The 12742-nt window shown below is 74.4% G+C and carries 11 protein-coding genes and 1 pseudogene; 3 read left to right on the top strand and 9 right to left on the bottom strand.

Features of this window, described 5'->3' with window-relative positions:
• Nucleotides 1–49: 49 nt before the first annotated feature.
• Nucleotides 50–1651, bottom strand: coding sequence for a PHP domain-containing protein (locus tag AES38_RS10430; RefSeq protein WP_053774916.1), 1602 nt, complete (start codon nt 1649–1651; stop codon nt 50–52).
• Between the two features lie 147 nt (nt 1652–1798).
• Nucleotides 1799–3061 carry an MFS transporter gene (locus AES38_RS10435; RefSeq protein ID WP_244629158.1) on the bottom strand — a complete coding sequence of 421 codons (1263 nt, stop codon included), beginning with the start codon at nt 3059–3061 and terminating at the stop codon, nt 1799–1801.
• A 37-nt stretch (nt 3062–3098) separates the two neighbouring features.
• Between AES38_RS10435 and AES38_RS10440 the strand changes: the two genes are divergently transcribed.
• Nucleotides 3099–3785, top strand: coding sequence for a maleylpyruvate isomerase family mycothiol-dependent enzyme (locus AES38_RS10440; RefSeq protein ID WP_053774918.1), 687 nt, complete (start codon nt 3099–3101; stop codon nt 3783–3785).
• On the opposite strand, the gene AES38_RS10445 is transcribed toward AES38_RS10440, so the two are convergent.
• From AES38_RS10445 to truB, 4 genes are read right to left on the bottom strand one after another with little or no spacing between them, the layout of a single operon-like run.
• Complete coding sequence (locus AES38_RS10445) at nt 3782–4714, bottom strand: bifunctional riboflavin kinase/FAD synthetase (RefSeq protein WP_053774919.1); 933 nt, start codon at nt 4712–4714, stop codon at nt 3782–3784. The two genes, AES38_RS10440 and AES38_RS10445, sit on opposite strands and share 4 nt — an antisense overlap.
• 2 nt (nt 4715–4716) lie before the next feature.
• Nucleotides 4717–5178, bottom strand: coding sequence for a hypothetical protein (locus AES38_RS10450; RefSeq protein WP_053774920.1), 462 nt, complete (start codon nt 5176–5178; stop codon nt 4717–4719).
• Between the two features lie 37 nt (nt 5179–5215).
• Nucleotides 5216–5584 (bottom strand): hypothetical protein, encoded by a 369-nt coding sequence (locus AES38_RS10455; protein WP_053774921.1) that lies wholly within the window; start codon nt 5582–5584, stop codon nt 5216–5218.
• The gene (gene truB, locus AES38_RS10460) at nt 5581–6540 is read right to left on the bottom strand and encodes a tRNA pseudouridine(55) synthase TruB (protein WP_053774922.1); all 960 of its coding nucleotides are present in this window, start codon (nt 6538–6540) and stop codon (nt 5581–5583) included. Before truB ends, AES38_RS10455 begins: the two co-directional genes overlap by 4 nt.
• Nucleotides 6541–6626: 86 nt before the next feature.
• Between truB and AES38_RS10465 the strand changes: the two genes are divergently transcribed.
• Nucleotides 6627–7622 carry a ketopantoate reductase family protein gene (locus AES38_RS10465; protein ID WP_053774923.1) on the top strand — a complete coding sequence of 332 codons (996 nt, stop codon included), beginning with the start codon at nt 6627–6629 and terminating at the stop codon, nt 7620–7622.
• Between the two features lie 34 nt (nt 7623–7656).
• Here the strand turns inward: AES38_RS10465 and AES38_RS10470 are convergent, their stop codons facing one another.
• On the bottom strand, nt 7657–8229 hold the full coding sequence (locus tag AES38_RS10470) for a nucleoside/nucleotide kinase family protein (RefSeq protein ID WP_053774924.1): 573 nt from the start codon (nt 8227–8229) through the stop codon (nt 7657–7659).
• A gap of 38 nt (nt 8230–8267) precedes the next feature.
• On the opposite strand from AES38_RS10470, the gene AES38_RS10475 reads away from it, so the two are divergent.
• Nucleotides 8268–9146 carry an iron-sulfur binding domain-containing protein gene (locus AES38_RS10475; RefSeq protein WP_053774925.1) on the top strand — a complete coding sequence of 293 codons (879 nt, stop codon included), beginning with the start codon at nt 8268–8270 and terminating at the stop codon, nt 9144–9146.
• 45 nt (nt 9147–9191) lie between these two features.
• On the opposite strand, the gene rbfA is transcribed toward AES38_RS10475, so the two are convergent.
• Entirely contained in the window at nt 9192–9725 is a 534-nt protein-coding gene (gene rbfA, locus AES38_RS10480; protein WP_053774926.1) for a 30S ribosome-binding factor RbfA, read from the bottom strand.
• Nucleotides 9726–9849: 124 nt separating this feature from the next.
• Nucleotides 9850–12683, bottom strand: a pseudogene (infB, locus tag AES38_RS10485) (translation initiation factor IF-2).
• Nucleotides 12684–12742: the final 59 nt, after the last annotated feature.

Genomic DNA, 12742 nt, shown 5'->3' on the forward strand with positions numbered 1-12742 from the left:
CCGGGCGGGTCCCCCGGACCCTCCCGTCGACCGCCGTCGCGCTCCCCCGCTAGGAGAGCTCGGCGTAGAGCGGGCTCGTGTAGAACCAGAGGTCCTCCCACGGGTCCGCGTCGCCCAGCACGTCGATGGCGGGGCCCGCCGGATCGATCGCCGCGCCGAGGAAGCCGGGCTGCTGCCGCTTGCCGTCGGTGCCGCGCAGGCGCACGTAGAAGCGGTCGCCGGGCGGGGTGATCTCGAGCGACAGGCGGTAGCCGCCGGGGATCGCGGCGAGCTGCGCGACCGGGAGCTGCGCGACGACGCGGGTGGCGGGCGCGGTCATCGCGTCGCGGTCGGCCGCGGGGCCGTCGATCCGGCCGACGATCACGTCGACGCGCGCGAGCTCCGGCACGAAGCCCGCGCGGTTCGGGCGCGAGGCCGTCATGATGTCCGCCGTCACCGTCACCCTGCGGTCGCGCTTGCCGATGAGCGTGCCGCCCAGCGGGATCGTGCGGCCGCGCTCGAGGACCAGGCGCGCGTCGATGGAGTCGACGAGCCCGCCGTGGTCGACCCACACGCGGCCGGCGCGGATCGCGTCGAGCACCGAGGTGTGGTCCTGGCGGACCGCGCCCACGTGGGTGCGGCTGTAGTGGCCGGGCCAGAAGTCGTTCTCGTCGGTGTCGACGCCGCCGCGGTAGACGGGATCCACCATGCGGCCGTCGCGCTCGTAGTCGCTGCCCGGGCCGACCTCGGTGGTGTCGAGGTAGACGTTGTGGCTGTCGCTCGTGGCCGTGACGATGAAGTGGCGGCCCTCGGCGAGCATGGAGTCCCAGACGCCGCCGACGGTCGCGGTGACCCAGTCGAAGCCGCCCCAGGTGCGGTACGACTCGGCCGGGTAGCCGGGGAAGGAGTACTTGCCGGGGGTGTTTCCGTAGAGGCCGCGCCCGCCGGCCGTGCTGTGCGGGGACGGCAGGCCGCCCGCCTGGTGGCCGGGCGCGCCCTCCATGCCGAGGACCACGCGCGGGCCGGCGTCCTGCCACGCGCGCAGCTCGTGCGGCGAGTCGATGCCCTGGCGCGACGGGTGGTTGGGGAGCATCACGGCGTCCTTGACGCGGCGCGAGGCGACGGCCTGGTCGAGGAAGCGGATCCCCTCGATGGCGAGCGCCTCGTTGGCCGGGGTGCCGTCGCGCGTGCCCTTCACGCGCGCGTCCCAGCGCTCCTCGATCTCCGTGAGGACGCCGATCGCGTCGCCCTGCGGGTGCACGAACACGGTCGCGTGCTCGGCGCCGGGGATGTTCCACTCGAGGCCGTGGAAGATCACGATCTCGGAGCCGAACTCCTTCCGCGCCTCCTCGATGAACGGGACGATCTGGTCGACGCTGCCCTTGGTCGCGTGCGCCGTGTTGCCGTGGTCGGTGAGCACGATCCACTGCACGCCGTTCGCGACGGCCTGGCGGATGTGGTCGCGGACGCGGTACTTGCCGTCGTTGCTGAAGAGGGTGTGGACGTGGTGGTCGCCCTCGAGCCAGAGGTAGCCGCCGACCTTGGCGGGCGCGCCGGCCGCGCGGGCGGCGGGGGTGGATCCGAGCGCGGCGATGGCCGCGCCGGCGCCGACCGCCGCCCCTCCCTGGAGCAGGCCCCTGCGGCTCACCGTCGTGCGTGCGTCGTTCGTCATCCGTGTCCTCCGTGTCGCTGTGCGGGTGCATTTCGCAGCCTGCCGAATAGACACGACGGGAGGTGGACGCCCGATGGACGCGGGGCGGTCGCGCGATGAACGGGGCGGGTGCGCGCGGCCGTCCGCGGCCGTCCGCGCGAGCGACGGTCAGCGGTCGCGCGCGGCCTCGCGGGTCGTCCGGTCCCAGGTGTCCTCGAGCATGCGCGGCTTCGCGAGGTAGAAGCCCGACGCGGACGCGACGGCGACCATGGCGAACAGCATCAGCAAGGGCGCGGTCCAGCCGCCGGTGAGCTCGTGCAGGACGCCGAACAGCAGCGGCCCGATCGCGCCGATCGAGTAGCCGATGCCCTGCACGAAGCCGCTGAGCGCGACCACTCCCCCGTGCGTGCGGGTGCGCAGGTTGATGAGCACGAAGACGAGCGGGAACAGCAGCGGCCCGAGCCCGGCGGCGGCCACCCAGACGAGCGGCGCCGCGCCGGGCGCGACCAGCAGGCCGACGTAGCCGACGACGAAGAAGAGGACGCCGAGCTGGATCAGGATCCCGACGTTGCGCATGCGCGCGGCGAGGATCGGCATGACGATCGCCGTCGGCAGGCCCATGAACCCGAACACCGCGAGGAGCACGCCGGACTCCACGGCCGTCTGCCCGGCGGTGTCCTGGAGGAGGGCGGGCAGCCACGCGAACATCGCGTACGCGTTGAACGACGAGGCGGCCTGGATCCCGACGAGGGCCCACGCGACCGGGGACCGGAACACGCGCCCGGTGATCGCGGCGGGCGCCTCCTCCACCTGGTCGAGCGCCGCCGCGGCCGCGCGCTCGCGGCGGGTGTCGCGGCGGTGGTTCACGAGCAGCGCCACCCAGGGCACGAGCGCGACGACGGCGACCGCGGCCCACGCGCCGATCGCGACGCGCCAGCCCGCGCTGTCCGCGAGCGGCGCGGCGACGAGCGAGGGCACGCCCGTGCTGATCGACAGCATCACGGTGGTGAGCGAGGTGAGCGGCCCGATCCGGCCGGGGAAGTACTTCTTCACGAGCGGCGGCAGCAGCACGTTGCCGAGGCCCATGCCCGCGAGCGACAGGACCGTGCCCGCGCCGAAGACGACGACCGCGTCGGATCCGGCGCGCAGCAGGTGCCCGACGACCATGGCGACGAGGCCCACGACGACCGTGAGCTCGAGGCCGAGACGGCGGGAGATCGCGGGCGCGAGCAGGCCGAACAGCGCGAAGCAGACGGGCGGGAGGGCGCCGAGCACGCCGATCGAGACGCTGTCGAGCCACACGTCGCGGCCGATCTCGTCCACGATCGGCGAGAAGACGGCGACGGCGGTGCGGAGGTTCAGGGCCACCAGCACGATGCCGACCAGGGCGAGGAGCGCGCCCGCACGGGGAGCTGCGGGAGTCGTCGTCACCACCAGATTCTACGGCGGCCGGAATAGGCTCTCGGCCATGAGCGAGATCTCCCGGCACCTGCCCCTCAGCCAGCGCCCGTCCGAGCCCGAGGCCAAGGTCACCGGGGTCTGGAGCGCCGAGATCGCGGACGTGCTCGACCGCACCGCCGACCTCCTCGCGTCGCTCGACGCCGACGGCTGGCAGGCGGCCAGCATGTGCGACGGCTGGACCGTGCGCGACGTCGCCGGGCACATCGTGTGGCGGGTCGGCGCGAGCAACGCCGCCATGGTGCGCACGGCCGTGGGATCCCTGCGCCGCCGCCCCCACCTCAACCCGATGCACGCGATGGACGACCTCAGCGCCGACGAGGCCGCACGCTCCCCCGAGGAGCTCGTCGCCCGGATCCGCGCCATCGCCGCCGAGAAGCGCGCCGGGAAGGGCCGCAAGCGCCTGCCCGAGCTGCTCGAGGTGGTCGTGCACGCCTTCGACATCGCGCACGCGCTCAAGGTCGACCTGGAGCTCGACCACCGCTCCACCGGTGCCGTCGCCGTGGCGCGCGCCGCCATCGCGCCCGCGCAGGTCCGCGGCGTGCTCCGGGCCCGCACGCTGCGCGCGTCGGACGCCGGGTGGAGCGTCGGCCACGGCCCCGCGATCGACGCCACCGCCTCGACGCTGATCATGTACCTCTTCGGCCGCACGCCCCGCCCCGAGGGCGACCAGGCGCAGACCGAGGGCGACGCCTAGGTCCCGAGCACGGCCCGGGTGCGGATAACGTCGTCCGTCATCTGGGCGATGAGCGGGTCGCGGCCCTCGTAGGCGACCATGCCGCGGATCCGCGCGACGAACACGACCTCCACCTCGTGGTCGTAGAGGTCGAGCGTCTCGTCGAGCACGAAGGCCTCGACGACGCGCGGCCGGACGCCCGCGAACGTGGGGTTGGTGCCGACGGAGACGGCGGACGGGTAGGTGCGGTCGCCGTCGCGGAGCCAGCCCGCGTAGACGCCGTCGGCGGGGATGAGGCCCTCGGCCTCGGGCGACAGGTTCGCCGTGGGGAAGCCGAGCTCGCGACCGCGCTTCTCCCCGTGCACGACGAGGCCGCGGACGGCGGGCGCGCGGCCGAGGAGCTCCGCGGCCGCCTCGACGTCCCCGCGGTCCATGAGGTCGCGGATCCACGTGGACGAGACCTTGCGGCTGCCGTCGGGCATCACGTCGCCGACGACGACCGTGCGGAAGCCGTGGGCCTCGCCGAGGCGCGTGAGCGTGGCCGCGTCGCCCGCGCCCTGCGCGCCGAAGCGGAAGTCCTCGCCCACGAGCACGACGCGCGCGCGGAGGGCGTCGACGAGCACCGCGCGCACGAACTCCTCGGGGCTCAGCCGCTGGAGGCGCTCGTCGAACGGGAGCATGAGGGTCGCGTCGACGCCGAGCTCGGCGAGCAGCTCGATCTTCTGCCGGTTGCTCACGAGGCTCTGCGGCCGTGCGGCGGGCGCCAGGAGCGCGGCGGGGTGGCGGTCGAAGGTGACGACGGCGGAGGACAGCGACTCCTCCGCGGCGATGCCGAGGAGGCGCCGGATCACCGCGCGGTGCCCCGCGTGGACCCCGTCGAACTTGCCGATGGTGACGGCGCTCGGGCCGAAGCCCGCCGGCACCTCGGCCGGATCGTGGACGACGAGCACGGTCAGCGGGCCCCGCGCACGGGGCGCTCGTCGACGGCGCTCACGCGCGAGCGGCCGCCGCGGCGCAGCCACAGGAGGCCGAGCACCGGGAGCACCAGCGGGATGAACACGTAGCCGTAGCCGTAGACCGACCACACGCTGTCGTGCGGGAAGAGCTGGGAGTCGACGAGGCTCAGCGTGCCGACCACGAGCACGCCCACGAGCTCGAACGCGATGGTGGCGAACGCGATGCGGTACCAGCGGCGCGCGGCCTCGGGCGTGCGGGCGGGCGCCACGAGCGCGACCGTGGCGACGATGTAGACGACGGCGGCGAGCGCGGAGAGCGCGTACGCGACCGGCGCCTCGTCGAACTTGGTGAGGATCTGCGTGACCGAGCGGCCCGTCGCGGCGAGGGCCAGCAGCCCGTAGAAGAAGACCAGGACGCGTCCGAGACCGGTCATGCGCGAGGTGCGGGAGTCAGTCATGGCACCTGCGATTATCCCCTACCCGAGGGAGAGGCGGTCACGCGGACTGGACGTTCCAGATGACGTCCATCCGGTAGACCATGATCGCGATGGCCAGGCACGACGCGCCCAGGATGATCGTGCTCCAGCGGGTGCGCTCGACGAGGGCCCAGAAGACCGCGAGCGGCGGGATCACGAGCCCGCTCAGCAGGTACGCGTAGTACTCGACGAGGTTGCCGGACGGCGGGTTGCCGACCGCGGGCGCGACGATCGCGACCACGAGCTGGACCACGAGCAGCACCTCGACGAGCGCGGTCGGGAGCACCGTGAGGTCGCTCGGCTTCCGCCCGATCGCGCCGACGACGAGGCACAGCACGCCCGCGACCACGGCGACGGCGATCTGCGTGACCGTGAGCCAGCCGATCACGAGGCGCCCGCCTCGTCGGCCGGGAAGTTGACGAGGGAGGTGCCCGTGCGCCCGCGGAAGCCGACCAGGCCCACGAGCCGGCCGTCGGGTGCGACGGCGGCGAGCGGATCCTCGGTGGGCGCCTCGTCGGGCGTCGTCAGCCTCTTGCCGTGCCCGAGGTCGACGGCCTCCTGCTCGGTGAGGTGCAGCACCTCGAAGAGGCGGGCGGCGGCGTCGGCCGGCGGCACGAGCCGGTCGGCGACCACGAGGTCGTCGATCGCCACGGCGTCGTCGACGTGGAACGGGCCGACGCGCGTGCGGCGGAGCGCCGTGAGGTGGCCGCCGACGCCGAGCGCGCGGCCGAGGTCCCGCGCGAGGGCCCGCACGTAGGTGCCCGACGAGCACGTGATCCGCACGGAGAGGTCGAGCTGGGCGCCGTCCTCCTCGCCCTCCTCCGCCTCCACGGCGTCGAAGCGGAGCACGTCGAAGGCCGAGACGGTGACCTCGCGCGCGGCGAGCTCGACCTCCTCGCCGGCGCGGACGCGGGCGTACGCGCGCTTGCCGTCGACCTTGATGGCGCTGACGGCGCTCGGCACCTGCGAGATGGTGCCGCGGAGGTCCGCGATGGCGCGTTCCACGTCGGCGACGGCGAGGTCGCGGATCCGCCCGGGCTCGGCGCGCGAGACGACCTCGCCCTCTCGGTCGTCCGTGGTGGTGGCGCGGCCGAGGCGGATCGTCGCGAGGTACTCCTTGTCGAGGCCGACGAGGTAGGTGAGCAGGCGCGTCGAGCTGTTGACGCCGAGGATCATGAGGCCCGTCGCCATCGGGTCGAGCGTGCCCGCGTGCCCGACCTTGCGGGTGCCGGCGAGGCGGCGCGTGCGGGCGACGAGGTCGTGGCTGGTCCACTCCCCGCGCTTGTCGATGAGGAGCAGGCCGCTCGCGGTGGAGGGCGCGGCGCGGGGGGTCGGGGTATCCATGGCCCCACCATCATGCCGTGCCCCGGCCGCCGCCCGGCTCGCTCGGAGCCGCCCGGCCTAGGATCGGGAGCGTCGGAGGAGGACGCGTGCGGATCGGTGTCTTGGGGGCGGGCGCCGTCGGCGGCACCATCGCGGCGCTGCTCGATCGCAGCGGCCACCAGGTCGACGTCACCGCCCGCGGGCCGCACCTCCGCGCGATCCAGGACTCGGGCCTCCGCCTCGCCGGCGGCTGGGGCGACCACGTCGCGCGCGTCGCCGCGGCCGAGCGCCTGGGCCGCCCGCCCGAGGTCGCGATCGTCGCCACCAAGATCGCCGACGCCCGCGACGCCATGACGGAGAACGCCGGCTGGCTCCGCGGGATCCCCGTGCTCGTCGTGCAGAACGGGCTCTCCGCGCTCACGATGGGGGCCGAGTCCCTGCCGCGCTCCCAGGTCGTGGGCGGGCTGGCGCTCGCAGCCGTGTCGCTCACCGAGCCCGGGCTGGTCACCGTCACGGGGCCCGCCGGCGTGCACGTCGGCAGCGCGGACGGACCGGACGGGCCCGGGGTGGCGCTCGTGCGCGAGCTGCTGGATCCCGTCATGCCCGTCTCGGTCGCCGACGACTTCCGCGGGGCCCAGTGGACCAAGCTCGTCGTCAACGGCATCAACGCCGTGCCCGCCATCACCGGCCTCAGCGTGCAGGCGACCATCGCCGATCCCGCCATGCGGCGCATCGTCACGCGCGCCATGCAGGAGACCGTGCGCACGGGCCTCGCCCGCGGCATCGTCTTCGGCCGGCTCAGCGGGCTCACCCACCGCCGGCTGCGCGTGTTCGCGTCGCTGCCCCTCGGCCTCGCCGAGCGCATGCCCGTGTCGCTGGCCCGCGCCATGGGCCAGGTGCCGAACCCGGGCTCGACGCTGCAGAGCATCCGCCGCGACCGGCTCACCGAGGTCGACCACCTGAACGGGGCCGTCGCGGCCCTCGCGCCCGGCGCCGGTCAGGACGCGCGCGTCAACGCCGCGCTGGTGCAGCTCGTGCACGGGGTGGAGGCGAGCGGACGGCACCTGTCCCCCGCGGAGCTCGCGCGGCTGATCCCGCGCTGACGCGCGCGCCCTCGGCGTCTCGACGCGGCGGACCTCAGCAGCTGTCGGCGAAGACGCGGCGCGGGAGGTCCGGGTCGGTGACGTCGACGATCATGGTCGCCGCGCGTCGCGGGTTCACCTGGCGGATGTAGCGCGCGTGCGCCTCCTGCGCGGCCGAGCCGGCGTCGCCGCCGGAGGTCGCGAGCGGCTCGTCCGGCAGCAGCAGGTAGACGACCGCGTTCCAGAGCCCGCGCAGCTCGGGCGTCTGGAGGGCGTCCCCGGCGACGACCAGCACGGCGTCGCCCGGGGCGTCGACGACGGGATCCGCGTCCGGGCGCAGCGCGACGGGCGTGCCGGGCTTCCGGAAGGGGCGCACGAGCCGGTCGCGGAGCGCGTCCGCATCGACGGATCCCGCGTCCCCGTCGGTCGCGAAGTCGGCGGCCGCCGCGACGTAGGCGCCCCGGCCGCCCGCGCGCAGCACGTCGGCCAGGTCCCGGGCGAAGGCGACGGGATCGGCGAGCGGCCCGCCGTCGACCGCGAGGAAGGCGCGGCCTCGGCCGTAGTTGTGCAGGAACTCGTCGGCGAGCGAGGACAGGACCTCGGCGCGGGAGGCGCGGTACAGGGGCATGCGCCGAGCCTAGGCTCCTCGTCTCGTACGCTGGCCGGATGCCGGAGACCGCCCTCGCCCGAGACGTCAACGCGTGGTTCCGGGAGAACGCGCGCGACCTGCCGTGGCGCCGGGAGGGCTTCGGGTCCTGGGGCATCCTCGTCAGCGAGTTCATGCTGCAGCAGACGCCCGTGGTGCGGGTGATCCCGCGGCTCGAGGAGTGGCTCGCCCGGTGGCCCGTGCCCGCGGCGCTGGCGTCCACGCCCGCGAGCGAGGCCGTCCGCGCCTGGGGCCGGCTGGGCTACCCGCGGCGGGCGCTGAACCTGCACGCGTGCGCCGTCGCGATCGTCGAGCGGCACGGCGGCGAGGTGCCGGAGGACGTGGACGCCCTCCTCGACCTCCCCGGCATCGGCCCGTACACGGCGCGCGCGGTCGCGGCGTTCGCGTTCGGGCACCGGCACCCGGTCGTCGACGTCAACGTGCGCCGCGTGCTCGCGCGCGCGGTCGCGGGCCAGGGCGATCCCGGGCCCGCGCGCACCAAGGTCGACCTCGCCGCGATGGAGGCGCAGCTGCCCGCCGACGTCGCCGAGGCGCGCGTCTTCAACGCGGGGACGATGGAGCTGGGCGCCGTGATCTGCACGGCCCGCTCCCCGCGCTGCGACGACTGCCCGATCCGCGACCTGTGCGCGTGGCGCGCCGCCGGCTACCCGGCCTACGACGGGCCGGCGCGCGTGACGCAGAAGCGCTACGAGGGATCCGACCGGCAGGTGCGCGGCCTCCTGCTGGCCGAGCTGCGGTCGAGCCACTCCCCCGTGACCGCGGCCGACCTCGCGACCGCGTGGCCGGAGCCCGTGCAGCGCGAGCGCGCGCTCGGCGGGCTCATCGCCGACGGGCTCGCGGTGCGCCAGCCCGACGGGACCTACGCCCTGCCGAGCTGACGCGCGCCGGCCGGCACGCCGCAGCGCGCCGGCCGACCAGGTGGATCAGTGCGCGGGCTCGTACCCGGGCGCCGTGCGGTCGACGTCGTCGCCGTCCTCGTCCTCGTCCTCGTCCTCGTCGTCGTCGAGGTCCTCATCCTCGTCCTCGTCGTCCGCGATCACGCGCGGCTTGACGTACGGGTCCTCGTCGCCCGCGTACACGGCGGCCTGGGCCTGCGTGTGCACGTCGGCGTCGCGGCGGCGCGCCTCCTCGAGGAGGGCGTCGATGGCGGCCGCGTTCTCCGGCACGCCGTCGAGGATGAACTCGAGCGACGGCGTGAGGCGCGCGGTGATGTTCTTGCCGACCTCGCTGCGGAGCATGCCGGTGGCGGACTTGAGGGCGGCGGCCGTGTCGGCGCGCTCCTCGTCGGTGCCGTAGACCGTGTAGAAGATGCTGGCGTGCTGCAGGTCGCCCGTGACGCGCACGTCGGTGACGGTCACGAAGCCGAGGCGCGGGTCCTTGATCCCCCGGTCGAGCTTGCGCGCGACGATCTCCTTGATGCGGTCGGCCATCTTCCGGGCCCTCGCGTGATCGACCATGGTCGACGTCCTTCCGTGACGGATGCGGCCGGGCGGGACCCGGCGTCGTGCTGGCGCCCCGCGGGTGGCGGGACGGGGAGGGCCCCGCTCCCCGGGTGGGGAGCGGGGCCCGGATCGGCCGGGGTCAGCCCCGCGGCTTCTCCTTCATCTCGATCGTCTCGATCTCGTCGCCGATCTGGATGTCGTTGAACTTGCCGAGGCCGATGCCGGCCTCGTAGTCCGTGCGGACCTCGGACACGTCGTCCTTGAACCGGCGCAGCGACTCGATGGCCAGGTTGTCGCCCACCACCACGCCGTCGCGGATGACCCGCGCCTTGGCGTTCCTGGTGATGGTGCCCGAGCGGACGATGACACCCGCGATGTTGCCGAACTTGGAGGAGCGGAACACCTCGCGGATCTCGGCGACGCCGGACTGGACCTCCTCGTACTCGGGCTTGAGCATGCCCGTGAGGCTCGACTCGATCTCCTCGAGCGCCGAGTAGATGACGCTGTAGAAGCGGATGTCGACGCCCTCGCGCGCCGCGCGGGCGCGGGCCTTCGGGTCGGGGCGGACGTTGAACCCGATGATGATCGCGTTGTCGATCGTCGCCAGGTTGACGTCGCTCTCGGTGACCGCTCCGACGCCGCGGTGGATGATCCGCAGCTGCACGGAGTCGTCCACCTCGATCTTCATGAGCGACTCCTCCAGCGCCTCGACGGCACCGGACACGTCGCCCTTGATGATGAGGTTGAGCGACTCGACCTTGCCCTCCTCCAGCGCACGCGTGAAGTCCTCGAGGCTGATGCGCTTGCGGGCCTTGGCCAGCTGGGCGTTGCGCTCGACGGCCTCGCGCTTCTCGGCGATCTGACGGGCGGTGCGATCCTCCTCGGTGACGAGGAAGGTGTCGCCCGCGCCGGGGACCGACGAGAGGCCCTGGACCTGGACGGGACGCGAGGGGTAGGCCTCGGTGACGGCGTCGCCGTTCTCGTCCATCATCGCCCGGACGCGGCCGTAGGCCGTGCCCGCCACGATGGCGTCGCCCACGCGGAGCGTGCCCGACTGGATGAGCACGGTCGCGACCGCGCCGCGGCCCTTGTCGAGGCGGGCCTCGATGGCCACGCCGCGCGCGTCCTTGTTCGGGTTGCTGCGCAGGTCGAGCCCGGCGTCGGCCGTGAGCAGGACGGCCTCGAGGAGGGCGTCCACGCCCTTGCCGGTGAGCGCGGACACGTCGACGAACATGACGTCTCCGCCGTACTCCTCGGCGACCAGGCCGTACTCGGTGAGCTGCTGGCGCACCTTGGCGGGGTTGGCCCCCTCCTTGTCGACCTTGTTGACCGCGACCACGATCGGCACGTTCGCCGCCTGGGCGTGGTTCAGGGCCTCCACCGTCTGCGGCATGATGCCGTCGTCGGCCGCGACCACGAGGATCGCGATGTCGGTGACCTGCGCACCACGGGCGCGCATGGCGGTGAACGCCTCGTGACCCGGGGTGTCGATGAAGGTGATGGCGCGCTCGTAGCCCTCGTGCGGCGCCCAGACCTGGTACGCGCCGATGTGCTGCGTGATGCCGCCCGCTTCGCCCTCGATGACGTTGGCGTTGCGGATGGCGTCGAGCAGGCGCGTCTTGCCGTGGTCGACGTGGCCCATGACGGTGACGACGGGCGGCCGGATCTCCAGCACGTCGTCGTCCTCGTCCTCGAGCTCCTGGTCGAGGTCGATGTCGAAGCCCTCGAGCAGCTCGCGGTCCTCGTCCTCCGGGGAGACGACCTGGATCTTGTAGCCGAGCTCCGTGCCGAGCACCTCGAAGGTGGCCTCGTCGAGCGACTCGGTCGCCGTGGCCATCTCACCGAGGTGGAACAGCACGGTCACCAGGTTGCCGGGGCTCGCGTCGATCTTGTCGGCGAAGTCCGAGATGGACGCGCCGCGACGCAGGCGGACGACCGTGTTGCCGTCGCCGCGGGGGACGCTGACGCCACCCAGCGACGGGGCCTCGCGCAGCTCGAACTCGGCCCTCTTCGTCCGCTTCGACTTGCGCGACTTGCTCTTTCCGCCGCCGCGCCCGAAGGCACCCGCGGTGCCGCCGCCGGGGCCGCGACCACGGCCGCCGCCACCGGGACGACCGGCGAAGCCGCCGGCCGGACGCTGGAAGCCGCCGGCGGCGGGGGCGCCGGGGCGTCCCGCTCCGCCGGGTGCGCCGCCGGGACGACCCGCACCCGCGGGACGCTGGCCGAAGCCGCCGGGACGGGCGCCCTGGCCGGGGCCGCCGGGACGCGGGGCGCCGGGGCGGGGGATCCGGGACGGGGAGCGGCCGGACGGGGGCCTGCGGCTCCCGCGGCGGGGCGCTGGCCCATGCCCTGGTTGCTCGCGAACGGGTTGTTGCCCGGGCGGGGCTTGGTGCCCATGCCCTGGTTGCTCGCGAAGGGGTTGTTGCCGGGGCGCGGGGCCGCCGGACGCGGGATCCCGGGACGCGGGATGCCGTTGGAGGGCGCGGGCGCGCTGCCGGCGTCCGGGCGCGGGGCGCTCGGGGTCGCGGCGGCGGGAGCCTCGGGGGTCGCGGTCGTGGCCGACTTCTCGGCCTGGGCCTTCTCCTCCGCGGCGGCCTTGCGGCTCGCCTCGGCCTGGGCCTGGCGCTCCGCGACGGTCAGCGGCTTCGCCGGGACCGGCACCTCGGACGCCTCGGGCGCCGGGGCCTCGGGAGCGGCGGTCGGCTGCGGGCCGGGGGTGGGACGGCCGCCGGGCTTGGGGGCCGACGAGCGGCTCCCGGGGCGCGGGGCGGACGACGGCGTCGCGGCGGGCGCCGCGGCCTGGCCGGTGACGCCGGCTGCCTCGAGCGCCGCCTTGAGCTTGCGGGCCACGGGGGGCTCGATGCTCGACGACGGTCCCTTGACGAACTCGCCCATCTCCTTGAGCTTGGCGAGTGCGGTCTTGCTGTCGACGCCGATCTCGGCGGCGATCTCGTGTACGCGTGGTTTTGCCACTGTTCTCCTGTCTGGGGGTCCTCTCCCAGGCAGGAGGGGACCGCTAGTGCTGGACGGAT

The organism is Clavibacter capsici, from assembly GCF_001280205.1.
Classification (GTDB): Bacteria; Actinomycetota; Actinomycetes; order Actinomycetales; family Microbacteriaceae; genus Clavibacter; species Clavibacter capsici.

Coding starts and splice junctions, on each gene's coding strand:
- AES38_RS10430 (WP_053774916.1), bottom strand. CDS start 1,651: ATGACGAACGACGCACGCACGACGGTGAGCCGCAGGGGCCTGCTCCAG.
- AES38_RS10440 (WP_053774918.1), top strand. CDS start 3,099: ATGAGCGAGATCTCCCGGCACCTGCCCCTCAGCCAGCGCCCGTCCGAG.
- AES38_RS10450 (WP_053774920.1), bottom strand. CDS start 5,178: ATGACTGACTCCCGCACCTCGCGCATGACCGGTCTCGGACGCGTCCTG.
- truB (WP_053774922.1), bottom strand. CDS start 6,540: ATGGATACCCCGACCCCCCGCGCCGCGCCCTCCACCGCGAGCGGCCTG.
- AES38_RS10470 (WP_053774924.1), bottom strand. CDS start 8,229: ATGCCCCTGTACCGCGCCTCCCGCGCCGAGGTCCTGTCCTCGCTCGCC.
- AES38_RS10475 (WP_053774925.1), top strand. CDS start 8,268: ATGCCGGAGACCGCCCTCGCCCGAGACGTCAACGCGTGGTTCCGGGAG.
- rbfA (WP_053774926.1), bottom strand. CDS start 9,725: ATGGTCGATCACGCGAGGGCCCGGAAGATGGCCGACCGCATCAAGGAG.